At 72.6% G+C, this 18,639-nt stretch carries 13 protein-coding genes; 4 read left to right on the top strand and 9 right to left on the bottom strand.

The window, feature by feature from the left end:
- Positions 1 to 40: 40 nt before the first annotated feature.
- Complete coding sequence (locus tag ACH47Z_RS27525) at positions 41 to 799, top strand: SDR family NAD(P)-dependent oxidoreductase (protein ID WP_399078175.1); 759 nt, start codon at positions 41 to 43, stop codon at positions 797 to 799.
- An 18-nt stretch (positions 800 to 817) separates the two neighbouring features.
- On the opposite strand, the gene ACH47Z_RS27520 is transcribed toward ACH47Z_RS27525, so the two are convergent.
- The 4 genes from ACH47Z_RS27520 to ACH47Z_RS27505 form a co-directional block, all read right to left on the bottom strand.
- Positions 818 to 1,177, bottom strand: a complete 360-nt coding sequence (locus ACH47Z_RS27520; protein WP_399078173.1) for a MerR family transcriptional regulator — start codon at positions 1,175 to 1,177, stop codon at positions 818 to 820.
- Between the two features lie 31 nt (positions 1,178 to 1,208).
- Positions 1,209 to 4,742 (bottom strand): transcription-repair coupling factor, encoded by a 3,534-nt coding sequence (mfd, locus tag ACH47Z_RS27515; RefSeq protein WP_399078171.1) that lies wholly within the window; start codon positions 4,740 to 4,742, stop codon positions 1,209 to 1,211.
- A 190-nt stretch (positions 4,743 to 4,932) separates the two neighbouring features.
- Positions 4,933 to 7,515, bottom strand: a complete 2,583-nt coding sequence (locus ACH47Z_RS27510; RefSeq protein ID WP_399078169.1) for an ABC transporter permease — start codon at positions 7,513 to 7,515, stop codon at positions 4,933 to 4,935.
- Complete coding sequence (locus tag ACH47Z_RS27505) at positions 7,512 to 8,300, bottom strand: ABC transporter ATP-binding protein (protein ID WP_399078167.1); 789 nt, start codon at positions 8,298 to 8,300, stop codon at positions 7,512 to 7,514. The genes ACH47Z_RS27510 and ACH47Z_RS27505 overlap by 4 nt, the downstream gene beginning before the upstream one ends.
- 472 nt (positions 8,301 to 8,772) lie before the next feature.
- On the opposite strand from ACH47Z_RS27505, the gene ACH47Z_RS27500 reads away from it, so the two are divergent.
- Positions 8,773 to 10,287: an MFS transporter gene (locus tag ACH47Z_RS27500; RefSeq protein ID WP_399078165.1), complete on the top strand. Its 1,515-nt coding sequence runs from the start codon at positions 8,773 to 8,775 to the stop codon at positions 10,285 to 10,287.
- 27 nt (positions 10,288 to 10,314) lie between these two features.
- On the opposite strand, the gene ACH47Z_RS27495 is transcribed toward ACH47Z_RS27500, so the two are convergent.
- The 4 genes from ACH47Z_RS27495 to ACH47Z_RS27480 all read right to left on the bottom strand — a co-directional run bounded on the left by ACH47Z_RS27495 (position 10,315) and on the right by ACH47Z_RS27480 (position 15,785).
- Positions 10,315 to 11,187, bottom strand: coding sequence for a cellulose-binding protein (locus ACH47Z_RS27495; protein ID WP_399078374.1), 873 nt, complete (start codon positions 11,185 to 11,187; stop codon positions 10,315 to 10,317).
- Between the two features lie 203 nt (positions 11,188 to 11,390).
- The gene (locus tag ACH47Z_RS27490) at positions 11,391 to 11,672 is read right to left on the bottom strand and encodes a dihydrofolate reductase family protein (RefSeq protein ID WP_399078163.1); all 282 of its coding nucleotides are present in this window, start codon (positions 11,670 to 11,672) and stop codon (positions 11,391 to 11,393) included.
- A gap of 161 nt (positions 11,673 to 11,833) precedes the next feature.
- Positions 11,834 to 14,764, bottom strand: coding sequence for an SUKH-4 family immunity protein (locus ACH47Z_RS27485; RefSeq protein WP_399078161.1), 2,931 nt, complete (start codon positions 14,762 to 14,764; stop codon positions 11,834 to 11,836).
- Positions 14,765 to 14,774: 10 nt separating this feature from the next.
- Positions 14,775 to 15,785, bottom strand: coding sequence for an SMI1/KNR4 family protein (locus tag ACH47Z_RS27480; protein WP_399078159.1), 1,011 nt, complete (start codon positions 15,783 to 15,785; stop codon positions 14,775 to 14,777).
- A gap of 309 nt (positions 15,786 to 16,094) precedes the next feature.
- Between ACH47Z_RS27480 and ACH47Z_RS27475 the strand changes: the two genes are divergently transcribed.
- Both ACH47Z_RS27475 and ACH47Z_RS27470 read left to right on the top strand, forming a co-directional pair.
- Positions 16,095 to 16,610 carry a YwqJ-related putative deaminase gene (locus tag ACH47Z_RS27475; protein ID WP_399078157.1) on the top strand — a complete coding sequence of 172 codons (516 nt, stop codon included), beginning with the start codon at positions 16,095 to 16,097 and terminating at the stop codon, positions 16,608 to 16,610.
- Between the two features lie 52 nt (positions 16,611 to 16,662).
- Positions 16,663 to 17,157 carry an SUKH-3 domain-containing protein gene (locus ACH47Z_RS27470; RefSeq protein ID WP_399078155.1) on the top strand — a complete coding sequence of 165 codons (495 nt, stop codon included), beginning with the start codon at positions 16,663 to 16,665 and terminating at the stop codon, positions 17,155 to 17,157.
- Between the two features lie 9 nt (positions 17,158 to 17,166).
- Here ACH47Z_RS27470 and ACH47Z_RS27465 read toward each other — a convergent pair whose 3' ends face one another.
- Positions 17,167 to 18,483 carry a sensor histidine kinase gene (locus ACH47Z_RS27465; protein WP_399078154.1) on the bottom strand — a complete coding sequence of 439 codons (1,317 nt, stop codon included), beginning with the start codon at positions 18,481 to 18,483 and terminating at the stop codon, positions 17,167 to 17,169.
- Positions 18,484 to 18,639: the final 156 nt, after the last annotated feature.

Raw genomic sequence — 18,639 nt, 5'->3', positions numbered from 1 at the left:
TTGACCTTGACGCCGGTGTCAGGGTCCGACGATCCCCGGCATGAACAACGAGAGCGCCCAGCAGCCCCGTACCGTCCTCGTCACCGGCGCCGGCACCGGCATCGGCCGGGCCACCGCGCGCGCGTTCGCCGCCGAGGGCGCCCGGGTCGTCGCCGTCGGCCGCCGGGCGGAGCCCTTGGCCGAGACCGCCGAAGGGCACCCCGGGATCACCCCGCTGCCCGCCGACCTGACCGCCGAGGACGGCCCCGAGACCGTCGTACGGGCCGTACTGGAGCGGTACGGCCGGATCGACGTACTGGTCAACAACGCGGCGGTCGTCACCGCCGAGTCCCTGCGCACCTACACCCGTACGTCGGTACGACCGCTGCTGGAGACCAATCTCCTGGCCCCGGTCCTGCTCACCCAGGCCGCGCTGCCGGCGCTGGAGGCCGCCCGGGGTGTGGTGGTGAACGTGACGACCTCCGTGGGGCAGCGCGCCTGGCCCGGCAACTCGCTGTACGCCGCGGGGAAGGCGGCCCTGGAGACGCTGACCCGCAGCTGGGCGGTCGAGCTGGCGCCGCTCGGCATCCGGGTCGTCGCCGTGGCGCCGGGCGCGATCGACACCCCGATCGCCGACCACTCCGGCTACACCCCGGAGCAGCGGCAGGCGATCCGCGCCTGGCAGCTCCAGCACACCCCGCTCGGCCGGATCGGCCGCCCGGAGGAGGTCGCCTGGGCCGTCACCGGGCTGGCCGCACCCGGCGCGTCGTTCGTCACGGGGGTCGTGCTGCCCGTGGACGGCGGGGCGGTCGTCGCCTGAACACCGGGCCGCCGGCCCTCAGGGTGTCCCGGCGTCCGCCTCCCGCAGGGCGGTCGCCAACCGGTCCCGTATCGCCGTCTGGGCCGCTATCCGGGCGTCGAGGACCGCCAGCCGGTCCCGGGCGACCCGTACGCCCCCGGCGGAGACGGGACCGGCGGTGACGTCACCGTCCAGGCAGGGCAGGAACACCTGGACGTCGTCCAGGGTCAGCCCCGCCTCCAGCAGCCGGCGGATGTTGCGGACGCGGACGGCCGTACCGGCGTCGTACACGCGATAGCCGTTGGCGGCACGCGCGGAGGCGATCAGGCCCGCCTGTTCGTAGTGGCGCAGGGCGCGCGGCGACGCCCCGGTCGCCGCCGCCAGCTCACCGATCCGCACGCCCGGCACCCCCTTCGCTTGCTACGGCCTGCTACGACCCGAGGACCGAGGCGAGGAACTCGCCGACCCAGCCCAGCAGTTCGCGGCCGACCAGCGGCTTGCCGCCGACCTTGGCGGTCTTGGGGCGCGGGACCAGCACCTGGTGCACGGCCGGCTTGATGACCGTGCCCGGGTACAGGCGCTTGAGCCGCAGTTCCTGAGACTCGCGCAACTCCACCGGTGCGAAGCGGATGTTGGTGCCCTGGAGCACGATCTCGCCGACGCCGCACGCGCGCGCGAGCATCCGCAGCCCGGCCACCAGCAGCAGGTTCTCCACCGGCTCGGGCAACTTGCCGTAGCGGTCGGTGAGTTCCTCGCGGACGGCCTTGATGTCCTCCTCGGAGTTGGCGGAGGCGATGGCACGGTAGGCCTGCAGGCGCAGGCGCTCGCCGGGGGCGTAGTCGTGCGGGACGTGCGCGTCGACGGGCAGCTCGATCTTGACCTCGAGCGGCGCCTCCTCCTCGATCTCGCCGGTCTCCAGCTGCCGCCGGTAGTCGGCGACCGCCTCGCCGACCATGCGGACGTACAGGTCGAAGCCGACGCCCGCGATGTGGCCGGACTGCTCGCCGCCGAGCAGGTTGCCCGCGCCGCGGATCTCCAGGTCCTTCATCGCCACGTACATGCCGGCGCCCATCTCGGTGTGCTGGGCGATGGTGGCGAGCCGCTCGTGCGCGGTCTCGGTCAGCGGCTTCTCCGGCGGGTACAGGAAGTACGCGTACCCGCGCTCACGGCCTCGGCCGACGCGGCCGCGCAACTGGTGCAGCTGGGACAGGCCGAAGGTGTCGCCGCGCTCCACGATGAGGGTGTTGGCGTTGGAGATGTCGATGCCGGACTCGACGATCGTGGTCGACACGAGCACGTCGAACTTCTTCTCCCAGAAGTCGACGACGACCTGCTCCAGCGCCGACTCCGACATCTGGCCGTGCGCGGTGGCGATGCGTGCCTCGGGGACGATCTCGCGCAGGCGGGCGGCCGCGCGGTCGATGGACTCGACCCGGTTGTGGATGTAGAAGACCTGGCCCTCGCGCAGCAGTTCACGCCGGATGGCGGCGCCGATCTGCTTCTCCTCGTACGGCCCGACGAAGGTGAGCACCGGGTGGCGCTCCTCCGGGGGCGTGGTGATCGTGGACATCTCGCGGATGCCGGTGACCGCCATCTCCAGGGTGCGGGGGATGGGCGTGGCCGACATGGTCAGCACGTCGACGTTGGCGCGGAGCTTCTTCAGCTGCTCCTTGTGCTCGACGCCGAAGCGCTGCTCCTCGTCGACGATGACCAGGCCGAGGTCCTTGAACCGGGTCTCGGAGGAGAACAGGCGGTGGGTGCCGATGACGACGTCCACCGCGCCGTCCTTCAGCCCCTCCAGCACGGCCTTGGCCTCGGTGTCGGTCTGGAAGCGGGACAGGGCTCTGACGTTGACCGGGAACTGGCCGTACCGCTCGGAGAACGTCCCGAAGTGCTGCTGCACCAGCAGGGTCGTCGGCACGAGGACGGCGACCTGCTTGCCGTCCTGTACGGCCTTGAAGGCGGCCCGCACCGCGATCTCGGTCTTGCCGTAGCCGACGTCGCCGCAGATCAGGCGGTCCATGGGGACCGTCTTCTCCATGTCCTCCTTGACCTCGGCGATGGTGGTGAGCTGGTCGGGGGTCTCGGCGTAGGGGAAGGCGTCCTCCAGCTCGCGCTGCCAGGGCGTGTCGGAGCCGAAGGAGTGGCCGGGGGCGGCCATGCGCGCGCTGTAGAGCTTGATCAGGTCGGCGGCGATCTCCTTGACGGCCTTCTTCGCGCGTGCCTTGGTCTTCGTCCAGTCGGCGCCGCCGAGGCGGTGCAGGGTGGGTGCCTCGCCACCGACGTACTTGGTGATCTGCTCCAGCTGGTCGGTCGGGATGTACAGCCGGTCGCCGGGCTGGCCGCGCTTGGCGGGCGCGTACTCCACGACCAGGTACTCGCGGGTGGCGCCCTGCACGGTGCGCTGCACCATCTCGATGTAGCGGCCGACGCCGTGCTGTTCGTGGACGATGTAGTCGCCGGACTCCAGGGTCAGCGGGTCGATCGTCTTGCGGCGGCGGGCCGGCATCCGCGCGCCCTCGCGGCCGGCGGTGCGCTGGCCGGACAGGTCGGTCTCGGTGAGCACGGCGAGCTTGAGGCCCGGGTCCACGAAGCCGTACTCGATCGAGCCGCAGGAGACGTGCACGATCGACGGGGTCGGTTCGGTGAGGTCGGCGTCCAGGCGGGCGGCGATGCCCTCGCCGCCGAGGACCTCCACCGTGCGGGAGGCGGGGCCGTGGCCCTCGGTGACGAACACCGCTCGCCAGCCGTCGGCCAGCCAGCCCTTGGTGTCGGCGAGGGCCCGCGCGGTGTCGCCGCGGTAGGTCTCGGGCGCGTGCATGCCGAGCTTGAGGGTGTCCGCGTCGAGCTCTTCGTCGGCGGCGAACGGCGAGACCGACCACCACATCATGTCCAGCTCGCGCGCGCGGTCGCGGACGTCGGCGATGGACCACAGGGAGGCCGCGCCGACGTCGATCGGGGCCTCACCGCCGCCGGCCGTGGCCGCCCAGGAGGCCTGCAGGAACTCCTGGCTGGTGGCCACGAGGTCGGCGGCGCGCGTGCGGACCCGCTCCGGGTCGCAGACCACGGCCAAAGAGCCCTTGGGGAGGACGTCGAGCAGCAGCTCCATGTCGTCCACGAGGACCGGCGCGAGGGACTCCATGCCCTCGACCGCGATGCCCTCGGCGATCTTGTTCAGCAGCTCGCCCAGCTCCGGGTGCTCCTCGGCGAGGGCACGCGCGCGGGCGCGGACGTCGTCGGTGAGCAGCAGCTCGCGGCACGGCGGGGCCCACAGGCCGTGCTCGGCGACTTCGAGGGAGCGCTGGTCGGCGACCTTGAAGTAGCGGATCTCCTCGATGTCGTCGCCCCAGAACTCCACCCGCAGGGGGTGTTCCTCGGTGGGCGGGAAGACGTCCAGGATGCCGCCGCGCACGGCGAACTCCCCGCGCTTCTCGACCAGTTCCACGCGCGCGTAGGCGGCCGCGGCGAGGGCTGCCACGACGTCGTTCAGGTCGGCACTCTGCCCGGTCCGCAGGGACACGGGCTCCAGCTCGCCGAGGCCCTTGACCTGCGGCTGGAGCACGGAGCGCACGGGCGCGACGACGACGGAGACCGGGCCGGTCTCGGGGTCGTCGGGGCGGGGGTGGGCCAGGCGCCGCAGGACGGCGAGGCGGCGGCCGACGGTGTCGCTGCGCGGGCTGAGGCGCTCGTGCGGGAGGGTCTCCCAGGAGGGGTACTCCACGACGCCCTCTTCGGGCAGCAGGGAGCGCAGGGCTGCGGCCAGGTCCTCGGCCTCGCGGCCCGTCGCCGTGACGGCCAGCACCGGACGGCCCGCCTCGCGGGCGAGGGCGGCGACCGCGAAGGGGCGGGCCGCCGGGGGGCCGACGAGGTCGACGTGCATGCGGTTGCCGTCCGCGGCCGCCGTGATCGCTTCCGCGAGGGCGGGGTCCTTGACGAGGGCGTCGAGCAGACCGTGCAGGCTCATGTGGGCTTTCCGTCCGAGGGGTGGGCAACGTCCCCCAGCGTACGACGCTGCCGACGTCGCCGTCGGGCCTGTGGACAACCCGGTGCCGGGGAGTCCCGCAGAACTCCCCGGCACCGGGTCTTTCCCCCGCAACCCCCGTATGCGGTGGTCGTAGGACCAGCTGCGGCGCAGCTGGTCGCCCCTGTGGGCGCTAGTCCGTCGCGATGGCGTTCAGGACGTTCATGCGGCCCGCGCGGAACGCCGGGATCAGGGCGGCGAACAGGCCCACGAAGGCCGAGGCGACGAAGACGGTGATGATCGTCGGCCAGGGGATCTCCAGGATCTTCAGGCCCTGGAGCGCCAGGAGCTTCTGGGCGGTCGCGCCCCAGCCCATGCCGAGGCCGAGGCCGAGCAGGGCGCCGAAGACGGCGATCACCACGGACTCCAGGCGGATCATGCGGCGCAGCTGGCGGCGGGAGAGTCCGATGGCCCGCATGAGGCCGATCTCCCGGGTCCGCTCGACCACCGACAGGGCCAGGGTGTTCACCACGCCGAGGACCGCGACGATGATCGCGAGGGCGAGGAGGCCGTAGATCATGTTGAGCAGCTGGCCGATCTGGTCCTTCAGTGCCTTCTTGTAGTCGGTCTGGTCGCGCACGGTCAGCTGCGGGTCGTCGTCGTGCAGGGCCGTCTTCAGCGCCTTGTAGGCGGCCGCCTGCTGTCCGTCCCTGGCGGTGGCGAAGACCATCTGGTCGAGCGGCATCCTGTCGGCGGGCACGTACCTGGCGAGGGTGGCGATCGACGTGTACTTGGCGCCCTGGTCGATCACGTCGTCGCTGCTGGTGATCGCGCGGACCGTCAGGTGGGCGGTGGAGCCGTCCTTGAAGGCGACGGTGTTCTTCGAGCCGAGGTGGATGCCGTGGGCCTTGGCGAACTTCTCGGGCACGGACATCGAGTCGGGCAGGTAGGCGTCCTTGAGGTTCCCGGCGACGGTCTTCTTGCGCAGGTCGGTCGCGTACGTCGGGTCGGCCGCCGTGATGTCCGTGTCCTTGAGCGTCTGGCCGTCCGGGGTGGTGAAGTCGGCCTGGGTCGGCCGGTACTCGGTGACCCGGGCGAGTCCCGGGGTGTCCTTGATGAGCTTGACCGCCTGGGGGGTGATCAGCTGCGCGTTGTCCGGCTGGACGATGAAGTCCGTGCCGACGGTCTTGTCGAGCTGGTCGGTGGCGGAGGCGACCATGGAGGAGCCGACCACCGACAGGCACGCCACCAGGGCCAGGCCGATCATCAGGGCCGCGCCGGTGGCGCCGGTGCGGCGCGGGTTGCGCAGCGCGTTGCGCTCGGCCATGCGGCCCACGGGGCCGAAGACGCGCAGGATGATCGCGCCGAGGATCCGGACCAGGCCGGCGGCCAGCAGCGGCCCGATGACGACGAAGCCGATCAGGGTGGCGACCACGCCGAGGCCCAGCCAGCCGGAGCCGGACTTGGCCTGGTCGGCGGTGCCGGCGAGGTACAGGCTGTAGCCGCCGGCGCCGGTGAGGAGCAGGCCGATCACGGCCCGGACCACGCCGGCCTTGGCGTCGGCCGGGGTGCCGGCGTCGCGCAGGGCGGCCATCGGGGAGATCTTGCCGGCGCGCCGGGCGGGCAGGTAGGCGGCGAGGACGGTGACCACGACACCGAGGAGCAGGCCGACGGCGGGCGTCGTCCAGACGACGGTCAGGTCGTCGGTGGACAGGTGCATGCCCATGCTGCCCATGAGCTTCATCAGGCCGACCGCGATGCCGACGCCCGCGCCGACGCCGAGGACGGAGCCGAGCACGCCGAGCAGCAGGGCCTCGATGAGCACGGACCGGTTGACCTGCTTGCGGGAGGAGCCGATGGCGCGCATCAGGCCGATCTCGCGGGTGCGCTGGGCGACCAGCATGGAGAAGGTGTTGATGATCAGGAAGATGCCGACGAGGAAGGCGATCCCGGCGAAGCCGAGCATCGCGTACTTCATGACGTTCAGGAAGCTCTTGACGCTCTTCTGGTTGGCGTCGGCGACCTCCTTGGCGGTCTGCACCTTGTAGCCGTGGCCGAGGGCGGCCGTGACGTTCTTCTTCAGCTGGTCGTCACTCACGCCGTGCGCGGCGGTGACGTTGACGTTGGTGTACACGCCGGTCCGGCCGACCAGGGTCTGCTGGGCGGTCTTCGTGTCCAGGTAGAAGATGGCCGCGCCGGGGTTGGTGACCTTGAAGGCGGCGATGCCGGACACGCGCGCGTGGTGCGTGCCGACGACCGAGATCATGCCGATGTCGTCACCGAGCCTGAGGTGGTGCTTGTCGGCGGTGTCCTCGTCGACCATGACCTGGTCCGGGCCCTTGGGCGCCGCACCCTTGGTGATCTTCATGGTGCGGGCGTCGTTGCCGTTCCAGCTGCCCACGATGGTCGGGGCGCCGCTGCTCGGCGAGAGCTTGTCCTTCTTGGCGTCGATCACGGTGACCGAGGTGGAGAACACCGTGCCCTCGGCCTTCCGCACGCCCTCGGCCTTGCCGATCTCACCGACCACGGACGCCGGCATGACCGGCGGCTTGCCGGTGCGGGAGGTCGTCTCGCCGGTGTCGGAAGAGCCCTTCGCGCTGACCGTCACGTCCGAGGACGTGGCCTGGAACAGCTTGTCGAAGGTGGTGTTCATCGTGTCGGTGAACACCAGCGTCCCGCACACGAACGCCACCGACAGCAGGACCGCGACCGCCGACAGCGCCATCCGGCCCTTGTGCGCGAAGAAGTTGCGCATCGAGGTCTTCAGGACGGTCATGACGTACGCCCCCGGGCGTCGAAGTCCTTCATCCGGTCCAGGACCTGATCGGCCGTCGGCTGGTACATCTCGTCGACGATCCGGCCGTCGGCGAGGTACAGCACGCGGTCCGCGTAGGAGGCGGCCACCGGGTCGTGCGTGACCATCACGATGGTCTGGCCGAGTTCGTCCACCGAGCGGCGCAGGAAGCCCAGAACCTCCGCCCCCGCGCGCGAGTCGAGGTTTCCGGTCGGCTCGTCCCCGAAGATGATCTCCGGGCGGGCGGCGAGCGCGCGGGCCACGGCGACGCGCTGCTGCTGTCCGCCGGAGAGCTGGGTCGGCCGGTGCTTGAGCCGCCCGGCGAGGCCGACGGTCTCCACGACCCGGTCCAGCCAGGCGCGGTCCGGCTTACGGCCGGCTATGTCCATGGGCAGCGTGATGTTCTCGAGCGCGTTCAGCGTCGGCAGCAGGTTGAACGCCTGGAAGATGAAGCCGATCCGGTCCCGGCGCAGCTGGGTGAGCTTCTTGTCCTTCAGACCGGTGATCTCGGTCTCGTCCAGGTAGATCTGACCGCTGGTCACCGTGTCCAGGCCGGCGAGGCAGTGCATCAGGGTGGACTTGCCGGACCCCGAGGGGCCCATGATCGCGGTGAACTGGCCGCGGGCGATGTCCACGTCGACGTGGTCCAGGGCGACGACACGGGTCTCGCCGGATCCGTACGCCTTCACGACCTGCCGCGCCCGCGCGGCAACGGCCGTAGTCCCTCCAGTACCCCCGTGCCTGGGAATGGTCACAGCCGATGTCACGGTATGTCTCCTATGTCGGTTGACAGGTCGATGGGTGGTGCCCGGTGCGCCGCGTCGGCGCCCTGGTCTGACGTCGATGAGTCTCGCGGCCGGCGGGGGTGCCGCGCGCTGGTGCGAAGCCCCGTCTTTCCGTGGGGAAAACCCCACCCCTCCGGTACGGTCAGCCGCCCCCCGGCGGCGTAAAGCCAGGTTAAGGACCGCCCCCGGCCCGTCTCCTCCTCCGCCGGGACGAACCCTCCCCCAGCCCTGATACGGAGACACCCCTAGGGGTACTCCGCCTCGGGGCGGAGCCCGTCTCGGGGTTGCCTCCACCCTTCGACGCCCCGAGCCTCCACCCTCCCGTCGCGTCAGGGTCAACTCGAGCGTGCCGTGGCAAGCTTTCGTGGCGCAGATAGCTGCACGGGGCACGGGGTAGGTTCCGGCGGGGAGCCGAGGATTCCGGAAGTCCGGGAAACAGGGGGAGGGGTTTGCGGTGGGGAGTACGACACCCGCGATACGCGGCGGTGCCGACCGGCGGCAGGACACCCGGCGGCGAGGGGCGGTCGTCGCCGCGCTGATGCTGGCGATGGCGCTGGCGGCGCTCGACTCCACCATCGTCTCCACGGCCGTACCGCAGATCGTCGGCGACCTCGGCGGGTTCTCCGTCTTCTCCTGGCTGTTCTCCGGCTATCTGCTCGCCGTGACCGTCTCGCTCCCCGTCTACGGCAAGCTGTCCGACACCTTCGGCCGCAAGCCGGTACTGGTGGTGGGCGCGGCCGTGTTCCTGCTGGGCTCGCTGCTGTGCGCGGCTGCCTGGAACATGGCGGCGCTGATCGCGTTCCGGATCGTGCAGGGCCTGGGCGGCGGGGCGTTGCAGGGCACCGTGCAGACGCTCGCCGCCGATCTGTATCCGCTCGAGGAACGCCCCAAGATCCAGTCGAAGCTGTCCACGGTGTGGGCGGTGTCGGCGGTCGCCGGGCCGGGGCTCGGCGGGGTGCTCGCCGCGTACGCCGACTGGCGCTGGATCTTCCTGGTCAACCTGCCGATCGGCGCGGCCGCGCTGTGGCTGGTCGTCCGCCATCTGCACGAGCCGGCCCGGGAGATGCCGGAGGGCCCCGGGGGCGCGGTACGCGCGCGCGTGGACTGGGCCGGCGCGCTCGCGGTGTTCGCGGCCGGCGGGGTGCTGCTGACCGCGCTGGTGCAGGGCGGGGTCGCCTGGCCGTGGCTGTCGGTGCCGTCGCTCACGCTGTTCGGCGCGGGCCTGGCGCTCGCCGGTGTGGTGGTCGTGGTGGAGCGGCGGGCGGCGCAGCCGATCATCCCGGGGTGGGTGTGGCGGCGCCGGACGATCGCCGCCGTCAATCTGGCGCTCGGCGCGCTCGGGCTGCTGATGGTGGCGCCGAGCGTGTTCCTGCCGACGTACGCGCAGTCGGTGCTCGGACTCGCGCCCGTGGCCGCCGGTTTCGTGCTGTCGGTGTGGACGCTGAGCTGGCCGGTGTCGGCGGCGTTCAGCCAGCACGTCTACCGGCGCATCGGCTTCCGCGACACCGCGCTGCTCGGCATCGGCCTGGCGGCGCTGATCCTGTTCGCGTTCCCGTTCCTGCCGTATCCCGGGTCGTGGTGGCAGCCGACGCTGCTGATGCTGCTGCTGGGCGGCGCGCTGGGCCTGTTCCAGCTGCCGCTGATCGTCGGCGTGCAGTCGACGGTGGGCTGGTCGGAGCGGGGCACCACGACCGCGTCCGTGCTGTTCTGCCGGCAGACCGGACAGACCCTGGGCGCCTCGCTGTTCGGCGCCGTCGCCAACGGGGTGCTGGCCGCGCGCCTGGGTGGCGCGGGCGACCTGGACTCCGTCACGCGCGCGTTGGACGCCGGTACGGCCCCCGAGGCGACCCGGCACGCGATCGCCGACGCGGTGCACGCGGTGTACCTCGGCGCGGCCTGCGCGGCGGCCCTGGCCTTCCTGGTCCTGCTGTTCCTGGCTCCGCGACGGTTTCCGGTGCTCAACGAGTGAGCGGATGCGTCCGGTTGACGCCTGACGCTACTCCAGGGCCGCCCTGCCCGTCAGCGAGATCAGGCTGCTGCGGACGTGGTCCATCTGCTCCCGTACGTCGTCCCAGGTCTCGCCGTGCTCGCGCAGCACCTGCTCCGTCTCGCGGACGATGCGCTCCTCGCGCACGCGCGCGTCGGCGATGATCTCGACGGCACGCGCGTGTGCCTCCTCCTGCATACGGCACGCCGCCTCCTCGGCCTCCCCGAAGGCCCGCTTGGCCTCGGACAGCGCGACCTCGGCGCGGCTCACCCGCTCGGCGAGCCGGGCGTCCAGCGCGGCGGCCCGCTCGGCCTCCTCGCGCTCGAACGCGGCCCACCGCTCGGCATGCTCCCGGGCCTGCTCGGAGAGCAGGCCGGTGGTGCGCTGCCGTACCTCACGCAACGCCGCGAGCGCCTCCCCGCGCCCTTCCTTCACCTCGCGCCGGGCGCCGATGCGGAGGTCGTCGGCTTCGGCACGCGCGGCGAGGAGGCGCTGGCGTGCGCGCTCGTCGGCTTCCGCGCCGAGCGCGTCCGCGGCTTCCTGCGCCTCCTGGCGTACGCCCTCGGCGCGCGCTTCGGCCTGCGCGACCTGTTCGCGCGCTTCACGCCGCGTGCGCTCACGGAGGTCCGCCGCCTCTTCCCGCACGAACTGGAACAGGCGCTGCGCGCGCTCCCCGAGCGCCTCGTACGTCTGCGGTGCGAGCTGGGCGACGGCCTCGCGCATCCGCGTGGCCTCCGCCTCCATGTCCCGGGCGAGCACGGTCAGCCGCGCGGCGCGTTCCCACGCGGCGTCCCGGTCGTGCGACAGCGCCCGCATATGGGCGTCCACCTGATCGGGGCGGTAGCCGCGCCCCCGGACGGTCACGAAGCCGTGCGGCGGCATCGATGCACTGCTCACCCTGGGAACCCCTCTCCACCGGACATCCACGACATACACGACAGGATGATTTCGCGCACATCTTGATGGATCGGGCGCAAGTGTTCATAACGCGACACTCCGCAGTCACGTCACGCATCAATTCCCGCACTTCACGACCGGCGTGGTGCGTACGGCCGGCTACAGCACCTCCTCCTCAAGGGTGATGATCACGCTGCGAACCGGCGCAGCCCGGGCAGCCGGCGGCCGAGCGGGACGTGCGCCGCCGACAGACACTCCAGCCCGGCCGGCGAAGTCCCGTCCGGGAACAGCCGCCGGCCCTGCCCCAGCACCACCAGGAAGGTCATGAGCCGGTACTCGTCGACCAGGTCCTCCTGCCGCAACGCGTCCACGACGGCGAGGCTGCCGGTGAGGACCACGTCCCGCCGCTCGGCGCGTACGCCGCGAGCGCCGGTTGTCCGTTCACGGCCGTACGCTCCACGCGCCGGCACATCGGGCCGCCTCGAAGGCGCGCAGGTAACGCCGCACCACCGCGCGCGGCTCTCCAGGGCGTTCAGACAGGCGTTGGCCGCGATGCGGTACGCCAGGCAGTCATGCCCTTCACACGCGTGCGTGAAGGGCATGACGCGCTCTCACACCCGGACGGCGTGCGCTACAGCAACCCGTCCCACATCTGCTCCAGCAGCACCGCCCACCAGCTCTCCGGCGAACCGAGCGCCGCCGGGTCCAGCGCGGCCAGCTGCGCCTGGAAGTCGACGGTCCAACGGCCCGCCTGCTCCTGGTTCAGCCCGTACCTCAGCCGCCACATCCGGCCCAGCAACGCCAGGCAGCGCGCGAACTCGGGCAGCCCGCTGTTCACGAACTGCGGCGCCACCGGAGCACCGCCCGGCCCCGCCTCCACAGGGACGGCCACGATGTTCGCCGTGCCGTACTGCACACAGATCGCCTTGCCGAAGTCGGTGCCCATCACCAGGTACGAGCCCGCGTCCGCCGCCGGCTGCACCCCGCGCTCGGCCGCCAGCTCCGCCAGCGTCGGCACCGGACGGCCCGGCTGGGCCTGCGCCCAGAAGAACGGGCCGATGTCCAGCGGCAGGCCGGCCACGACCAGCGTGTGCGCCACGACCGGCGGCACGCCCTGCCGCGACACCGCCTGCTGCTCGAACCGGAAGACCCCCGGCCCGAACGCCGCCGCCAGCTCCTGCGCGATCCCCTCCGGCGGGACCGGCGGCACCGCCTGCACCGGCGGCAGCGGCGCCCGCACCGGCGCGGGCCGCGCGGGCCCGTCCGCCACCTGGTGCAACTCGCCCTGGTGCGCCAGCAACTGCTGCATCCCCTGCTGCCGGCTCGCGTGATCCGTGCCGTACGGCGCGATGCTCGCGATCCGCGCCTGCGGCCACTGCTCCCGGATCATCCGCGCGCAGTAGGCGCCCGGCAGCGCACACGACTCCAGCTCCGTGTGCAGCTCCAGCACCTGGTCCGACGGCACGTTCATCGCCCGCAGCTCATGGAAGATCTGCCACTCCGGGTGCGGCGTACCCGGCGCCGACCGCCGGATCAGCTGCTGCTCCGAACCGTCCTGCGCGCGGTAGCGCAGCACGGCCTGATAGCCGGGGCCGACCGTGGGCTGCCCCTGCTGCGGATACCCGTACGCCGGCTGCCCCGGCGCAGGCGCGCCCGGCGGCATCGGCTGCGGAGCCCCCGCAGGGCCCGGCGGCATGCCGGGAGCCCCCGGGGCGGGCGGCGGCATGCCGGGAACGCCCGGGGCGGAAGGTGGCGGAGGCACACCCGGGCCCGCCACCGGCGGCGCGGCCAGCATGGTCTCCGCCTGGTGCACGGCACCCCGGCCACCACCCGGCGCACCAGGCCCCGCGGGAACGCCCGGCGGCTGCGGAGCGCCGGGCGCGGGAGGCATGCCCGGGGCGCCCGGAGCCGCAGGGGCGCCGGGTACCGGAGGCATGCCCGGGGCGCCCGGGGGCTGCGGTGCGCCCCCGCCCAGCTGGCTGGGGTCGGCCAGCATCGTGGCCGCGTGGTGCACGTTGCCCGGAGGCGCGGCAGGCGGGTTGGGGGCGCCCGGAGCGCCCGGCATGCCCGGCGCCTCGAGCCCCTCCGGCCCGAGCGCCGGCGCAAGCTGCGTCGGCACGTACGCGCCCGCAGACGCACCCGGCGCGGGCGGAGTCACCGCACCCGGGCGCGCGCCCGGCGCGCCGGGGGCCCCCGGCGGCGGAGGTGGCGCACCCGCTCCACCACGCGCCTTCCTCGGCGGCGGCGCCGCCTTGCTGGTCGCGGCGTCCGCGATGTCCCCGGCGTTCGGCGCGAGCCGCCGCCCGGACGTACCCGGATCCGCCGGAGCCTGCGGTGCGTCACCCGGCGCCTGCGGATAGCCGTAGCCCGGAGCCCCCTGCGGATAGCCGTACGAAGGGGCGCCCCGCGGAGGCGGGGGCGTGCTGCCCTGCGGCACACCCGGCGCGGCGGGAGGCGGGAACGGGGCCCCGGGCGTCGGCGGCTGGACGGGTACGCCCGGCGGAGGCGTGCCCGTCGCGCCCGGCGCCTGCGGGTAGCCGGGCGGCGGAGGCGGAGACATGCTGCCCTGCGGCACACCCGGCATGCCCGGCGCGGCAGGAGCGGCAGGCGCCCCGGGCGCACCAGGCACACCCGGCGCCTGCGGGTAGCCGTACGGCGGCGTGCCGGGCGGCGGAGGCGGGGGCGTGCTGCCCTGCGGCACACCCGGCGCGGCAGGCGCCCCAGGCACGCCCGGCGCACCACCCGGGACGGACGGACCGCCCTGCGCGCCCGGCAGCTGGGACGCATCGAGCGCCGGCGCGACCGCCGTCGGCGGCAGCTGGCTGCCCCCCGACATCAGCGCCGTCTTCGCCTCCGGCGTGGACACCGGCGGCCGGGGACCCTCGTCGGGCTCGCTCAGCGGCGGCGCGAACACCGTCGCCGGCAACGGCACGGAACGGTCGTCGTCACCGGAGCCCGCGTTCGTGTCGGTACCGGCCCACGGCGTGGCACCCACCGGCACATCCGCGGCCGGAACACCCCCCGGACGCACATCCCCGGAAGCGGGCACACCGGACGCGCCGGGCGCCCCCGCCGGCACCCCGGCCTGCGTCTCCGCGAGCCCTCCGCCACCGGCCCCCGAAACCCCGGCACCCGTCCCGGAAGAAGCCACCGCGGCGGACGCCCCCTCCGGACGCCGCTCCCCGATGCCCAGCTTGTCCGCCGCCTCCTGCAACCACTCCGGAGGAGTCAGCAGGAACGACGTCTGATTCAGGTCGACCCGGGCCGGCGCCGGAGCCGGAGCCGCGTCCTGCGGGCCGTCGGGACCGCCGTACTCCTCCTCGAACCGGCGGATCACCTCACCCACCGGCAACGCCGGCCACAGCGTCGCCTCCCCGCTGTCCCGCGCGATGACGAGCCGCTGCGCACCCGCGTCCGAACGCGGACCCTCCGCACGGTCCTCGCCCCACACCACGAAACCCAGCTCGAACTCCCGCACCCGCACCTCACGATGCTGGTACGCGGGCACGTCACCGTTGATCCACTCCTCGGCGCGCTCCTGCGCCTGCGCGTAGGTCACCATCGCCTGAAGCTCACTCCCCCACCGGACCGGACGACGCCGAACCGGAAGACACCGGGACGACACGGGCGAAACCACCGTCGACCATCAGATTCGCCACCGTCTCCAACTCCGGCGGACTACCCGCCAGCCGGGACAGGAACGCGTCGAAATCGTCACCCGCAGGCAGCAGCAACCGCTCCACCCGCTCAGCCGGCGACCACGACGGATCCACGTCCCGCACATCGTCGTACGCGCAGAACCACACCGAACCCGGCCGCTCACCCCTCACCTTCACCGCGAGCAGACCGCCCTGGACGAACACGACACCCAGGTAATCCTTAGTCAGATGGTCACGCAGACACTTGTTCACGTACACCAGGTCATTGACCGCCGCCTCGTCCCGCACCGTGAAGAACGGCTGGTCCACCAGCAGACCCAGGTCGGCATCCAGCGCCGTACCCACCGGCGCACACCCACCCGCAGCCTTCAGGAACGAGCGGTACGCACCCGGAAGCCGGTAACCGAGATCCTCCTCGACCCCCTGCACCTGCGACTCCGTCACCGCCACACCCGACTTCGGCAACCCGAAATGCGCCGGCCGCGTCTCCTGCAACGGCCGCGTCCCACGCTTGCCGTGGTCCACCGGCGCCGTCGCGATCCCGCCGTGATGCCGCAGCAACGCCTTCACCTCGACCGGAACCAGCTCCAGCCGCCGCGTACCCGCCACGTGATGCCACGTCCAGCCGTGCGGCGTCGCCACATCCGGCACCGTGTCCCACAACTCGTGCTCCGCCGCAGCCAGCGCCGCGTTCGCCGACACGAAGTCCGTCAGCCGCAACTCGTCGACCCCGAACCCGTCCGGCGGCTCGGCGATCTCCACCGCCACGCGCGCGTACGGCGAGAAATCCGGGTAACCGCGCTCGTCGACCCGTACCCCTCTCGGGTGACGTGCCGCCCGGACCGGATCCGGGAAGTGCACGACCTGCCCGGCGTAGGCCGCGTTCGGTGGCGCGGCTTGCTGCCCGAGCCGACCTGTCGTCATGGCGGTAGCCCCCTGCGGCGTTCTCTCTGGCCTCAATCGGCGGTGTCGATCGCGGATGGCGACAGCCTATGCGGTACACGCACCCCGGTCACCGGCCCACCTCATCCCCGGGGAAACCACCCCTCCGCTTCCACCGCATCCCCGGAAAAACCCCCTCCGCGACCACACCTCCACCTCCGTGACCAGCCGTCACCCCACCGTGACGACCGACCCCGGCCCTGGCGTGTCGCACCGCCCCAGCTTCCGCACCAGCCACGGCATTTGGCACCCTGTGTCCTTCGGGGGACGCCCGGGGAGGGGAGAACGATCATGAATACCTTGCACCACGGAGGTACCGACGTGCGCTCCGGCGACCCCCGCATCGGCTGGAGCGGCACCGACACACCCCCCACCCCGACCCTCCGCCACCGCCGCGACGGCATCCTGCCCACCGTCGCCGCCGCCCTCTCCGTCCGCGGCGCCACCCTCACCGGCACCGCCGCCCGCAGCGACCAACCCCCCGCCCTGCACCCCCTCGTCCAGGACTTCCTCGACACCCTCACCAGCGCCCAACGCGACCGCTTCACCGGCCGCTGCGCCGAAACCATCCTCATCTCCCGGCACATCACCGCCGCCGACGCCACCCGCAGCAAACGCGCCGCCCGCAAACCCATGACCAACGGCGAAGCCCGCAAAACCCTCAAGAACGCCAAACTCACCGCCCGCCGCATACGCGAGGACGGCGACCCCCTCCACGGCAGCTTCGCCACCCCCTGCCGCGCCTGCACCGCCCTCAGCGCCCACTTCGGCGTCCACATCGTCGACCCCACGGCAACCGACGGCTGACCACCACCGTCAACCCCAGTACGACCACGCCAGCACGACGATCGAAGGGCAGATGCACCCCGACCGCGCCACCACCACCCGCTTCCCCGTCCCCGTCGACGCCGCCCTGCGCGCCGCCGGCTGGCAACCCGGACGCTGGGACATAAAACAGGCCGAGATCTGGGCCGACGCCCTGCGCGAACACACCTCACCCGCCGGACACCGGCACACCGTCTTCCCCGCCGCCGTCGAAGCCTGGGCCGAATTCGGCGGCCTCCACATCACCCCCGGCGGACCCGGCCGCCAGATCGCCCCCGCCACCCTCCACCTCGACCCCCTGCACGGCCGCCACCTCGCCCGCACCCTCGGCGACCTCGGCCGCGCCCTCGGCACCGAACTGTGCCCCCTCGGCGAGGAGACCGACACCGCCGCCGCCCTCGCCATCGACGCCGAAGGCCGCGTCTACACCCTCGACCACACCGGCGACTGGTACGTCGGCCCCGACATCGACCACGCCCTCGCCACCCTCATCACCGGCATCGAACCCGTACGCCTCACCGCCGGCTGAGACACCGGATCAAGCCGCCGGAATCACCGCCGACACCCGAAAACCCCCCGCATCCGTCGGCCCCGACACAAACACCCCACCCAGCGCCGCGACCCGCTCCCGCATCCCCACCAGACCGTTACCCCCCGACGGCAACCGCACCGCCCCCACCGAACCCGGCTCCGGCGGCGCCTCGTTCTCCACCTGCATCGCGATCTCCGACACCCGATGCGCCAGCCGCACATGCGTCTTCGCACCCGCCGCATGCTTGTGCACGTTCGTCAACGCCTCCTGCACCACCCGGTACGCCGTCTGCTCGACCTCCGCCGCATACGACCGCACCTCCCCCATCACCGACAGCTCCACGACCATCCCCGCCGCCGCCGACTGCCCCACCAACTCGTCCAACTCCGACAGACACGGCCCCTCCCCGGACACCGCCTCGTCCACCGCCCGCGACGCAGCCGCCGCGGCCGCCTCCCCCACCGCCGCCAACGGCACCCCCGCACCCCGCCGGCCACCCACATCCTCACCGGCCCGCAACACCCCGAGCATCTCCCGCAACTCGGTCAGCGCCTGCCGCCCCATATCCCCCACCAGCGCGGCGTTCCGCACCGCCTTCTCCGGATCCTTCCGCGCCACCGCCTGCAACGCCGCCGCATGCACCACCATCAACGACACCCGGTGCGCCACCACGTCATGCATCTCCCGCGCGATCCGCGTCCGCTCCTCGTTACGCGCCCACTCCGCCCGCTCCTCGGCCCGCTCCGCCAGCAACTGAAGCTCCCGCTCCAGACTGTCCGCCCGCTCCCGCAAGCTCTCCATCAACCGCCGCCGCGCACCCACATACAGCCCGAACAGCAACGGCGGAGCCGTCAGCCCCAACGACGTCGTCACCGCCGCGAACGGCACGAACCAGTCACCCATCGTCAGATCGCCACGCGCCATGCTCTGCCGCACCCGCACGAACGTCACGATCATCGTGGCCAGTAACGACATCCCCGACAGCGCGCCGATGATCCGCCGGGGCAGCTCGCACGACGCCAGCGTGTACAGGCCGACGATCCCCATCAGGAAACCCATCTCGGCCGGCGTGATCGCGATCGCGACCAGCACGACGGCGATCGGCCACTTGCGCCGCACCAGCAGCACCGAACCGGCGATCAGCCCGAACACGATCCCCAGGGACACCGGTATCCCCGCGTCCCGCGCGAACGGAATCCCCTCCGCACCGCACTCCAGGGCCGACACCAGCGCGAGCCCCCCGTCCAGCACCGCACTACGCCACCTGGCCCACCACCACGGGCCGGTCATGCCCCTGGTGGCCTCTTCCCCCGTCACGGTCATGCATCCAGCCTACGGGCGACCGGTCCGCCATTTCCGGCGACTTTCCCCACCCACGACACACCACACTCCGTGATCGAACGACCTCGAAACCACCCGGTATCCCTCGAGCTGGTGAACCGCTCCCCTTCGGCCCCGGAACACACCATTCCGCCCGGA

This window comes from Streptomyces sp. NPDC020192 (assembly GCF_044388685.1).
Classification (GTDB): Bacteria; Actinomycetota; Actinomycetes; order Streptomycetales; family Streptomycetaceae; genus Streptomyces.
Note: the sequence above shows the minus strand (reverse complement) of the source record. Positions and strands in the feature narration are given on the sequence as shown.

Bases quoted from the DNA above. Each gene is read 5' to 3' on its own strand.
- ACH47Z_RS27525 (WP_399078175.1), top strand. From the start codon at position 41: ATGAACAACGAGAGCGCCCAGCAGCCCCGTACCGTCCTCGTCACCGGC.
- mfd (WP_399078171.1), bottom strand. From the start codon at position 4,742: ATGAGCCTGCACGGTCTGCTCGACGCCCTCGTCAAGGACCCCGCCCTC.
- ACH47Z_RS27510 (WP_399078169.1), bottom strand. From the start codon at position 7,515: ATGACCGTCCTGAAGACCTCGATGCGCAACTTCTTCGCGCACAAGGGC.
- ACH47Z_RS27495 (WP_399078374.1), bottom strand. From the start codon at position 11,187: ATGCCGCCGCACGGCTTCGTGACCGTCCGGGGGCGCGGCTACCGCCCC.
- ACH47Z_RS27485 (WP_399078161.1), bottom strand. From the start codon at position 14,764: ATGGTGACCTACGCGCAGGCGCAGGAGCGCGCCGAGGAGTGGATCAAC.
- ACH47Z_RS27480 (WP_399078159.1), bottom strand. From the start codon at position 15,785: ATGACGACAGGTCGGCTCGGGCAGCAAGCCGCGCCACCGAACGCGGCC.
- ACH47Z_RS27475 (WP_399078157.1), top strand. From the start codon at position 16,095: ATGAATACCTTGCACCACGGAGGTACCGACGTGCGCTCCGGCGACCCC.
- ACH47Z_RS27470 (WP_399078155.1), top strand. From the start codon at position 16,663: ATGCACCCCGACCGCGCCACCACCACCCGCTTCCCCGTCCCCGTCGAC.
- ACH47Z_RS27465 (WP_399078154.1), bottom strand. From the start codon at position 18,483: ATGACCGTGACGGGGGAAGAGGCCACCAGGGGCATGACCGGCCCGTGG.